Origin of the sequence: Streptococcus sp. 10824, assembly GCF_013276595.1 — a bacterium.
GTDB classification, from domain to species: Bacteria; Bacillota; Bacilli; order Lactobacillales; family Streptococcaceae; genus Streptococcus; species Streptococcus pseudopneumoniae.
The window spans coordinates 1-1,988 of sequence record NZ_VMLH01000031.1 but is presented as its reverse complement, the minus strand read 5'-3'; the positions used below and the strand labels follow the sequence as shown (position 1 = coordinate 1,988).

Below are 1,988 nucleotides of genomic sequence, written 5' to 3'. Positions count from 1 at the left end.
ACAGTGTTTTGAGCAGCCTACGGCTAGTTTCCTAGCTTGCTCTTTGATTTTCATTGAGCATAAAATACAAGAAGATAACTTCTTGAAAAAACAAAAATAGCTCCCTAAGAACTAGGGAGCCCCGACCTCTAAAAGAGGTGCCCAAACAATATGATACCGAAAAATAGGATAATTGTCAATAGCTAACTCTTATTCCTCGCTGGTTTCAGCGTCGTCATCTGAAAACTCGTCGTCGTCTTCGTTGAGATCCACATCTTCTCCCAAGTCATCTGGAGCGATTTCGTTGATTTCTGCATCATAAGCTTCCACTTCATTTTTTTCATCATCTGGATTTTCATCATCGTATGAAAGAGCTGGATCTGCTTCGTATGCATCTTCGTCTTCTGGATCATCTGCATTGTAGTCAATGGCATCTGAATCACCATCCATAAAGGCATTGACACGTTTTTTCTTAGCTTTTGGTGCTACTTCATCGTCGTCATTTTCTTCAAGAGCGATGATTTCTTCGTCGATTTCGTCCACACCATACCATGAACGAAGACCCCATTTGTTGTCCCCAAGTGAGATGAAGCTACCGTCAAAGTTCAACTCTGTGTAGAACAAAGGCAAAGCTTCGCGGATATCGCTGTTTGATGTTCCAAGGTAGTTTTGAATTTCATTTACAAGATCGCTAAAATGCATCTCCTGATCGCGACCACGAAGTTTCAAGATAGCACGCGCTACCTCAATCATAGATAGTTCACTTTTTTCTTGCCCAGCAAATACTTCTAATTCCAAAGCGTTTCTCCTCATTTATACTACTATCGCCAGAGCAAACAGACTCTGACCTCATTTTATCATTTACTCTTTATTTTACGATAATTTTGCGGAATAGTCAAAGGTTAAGGGGGAGAAAGTGGCAGGATTAGACTAATTCCAATATAAAACTCCTTCCTTTTTCTGTTGCTCCATTTTCCACAAATCCAAGCGACTTGAAACACCTCCTAGAAGCATGATTGTAGGTGTAGATTTCCTTGACTCTCAATTCTTTCCATCCTTTTACTCGAGCCAATTCAATCAAAGCACTTAGAATCTTTTTTCCAAGTCCTCGATGTTGGTAAGCGGAATTCCCAATCACAATGGGGAGATTATCCTGAGATAGTGTAATATCCCCAATTGGAAACCATTCTCCCTTCTCCTTGACTTCAATCCAAAAAAGCTCACCATGCCGATCCAAATAGGAATACATGACTTCCAAGGTCGCTTGACTGTAAGGAAGCTTCACCCCATCTACGAGGTAAACCAAGTTCACATCCTGATACCAAGCAAAAGCTTCCTCACAATGATTGACCTTATAATAAGGAACAAGACACAATGCACTACCTTTTCAACAAAAGAGTTGCTGCTTGATTAAAACCATCACACCAGTTATACCATTTTGCTTCATACCCATCTTGAGCTAGGATACGATCTTCTAAATCAAAAACAGAGTAAATAGACTTCCTGCAAAACTAGAATCCTAGTTCATGATTGATAATGCCAGCAATCAAATTCATTCGTAATCCGAAGCGTTTACGATGATTTCGATAGGTTGTTGAAATCATTGTAAACGTTTTTACTTTGGCAAAGATGTTCTCAACCTTGCTTCTCTCCTTAGATAGCGCATGGTTATAGGCTTTCTCTTCAGCTGTTAGCGGCTTGAGTTTGCTGGATTTACGTGGAGTTTGTGCTTGAGGATATAGCTTCATAAGCCCTTGATAAGCACTGTCAGCCAAGATTTTACCAGCTTGTCCGATATTTCTGCGACTCGTTTTGAACAACTTCATATCATGACAATAGTTCACAGTGATCTCCAAAGAAACAATTCTCCCTTGGCTTGTGACAATCGCCTGAGCCTTCATAGCGTGGCATTTCTTTTTACCAGAATCATTCGCTAATTGTTTTTTTAGGGCGATTGATTTTTACTTCCGTCGCATCAATCATTACCGTGTCCTCAGAACTGAGAGGAG

The 1,988-nt window shown here is 40.3% G+C and carries 2 protein-coding genes and 2 pseudogenes; all 4 read right to left on the bottom strand.

Going from position 1 to position 1,988, the window contains the following annotated elements; genetic code table 11:
* Window positions 1-189: 189 nt before the first annotated feature.
* Window positions 190-777: a DNA-directed RNA polymerase subunit delta gene (gene rpoE / locus HT701_RS03145; protein ID WP_050207400.1), complete on the bottom strand. Its 588-nt coding sequence runs from the start codon at window positions 775-777 to the stop codon at window positions 190-192.
* Window positions 778-904: 127 nt separating this feature from the next.
* Complete coding sequence (locus HT701_RS03140) at window positions 905-1,354, bottom strand: GNAT family N-acetyltransferase (protein WP_050207399.1); 450 nt, start codon at window positions 1,352-1,354, stop codon at window positions 905-907.
* Between the two features lie 4 nt (window positions 1,355-1,358).
* Window positions 1,359-1,481: pseudogene (locus HT701_RS03135) on the bottom strand (chromosome partitioning protein ParB); the annotation flags it as partial.
* A gap of 9 nt (window positions 1,482-1,490) precedes the next feature.
* Window positions 1,491-1,988: pseudogene (locus HT701_RS03130) on the bottom strand (transposase); the annotation flags it as partial.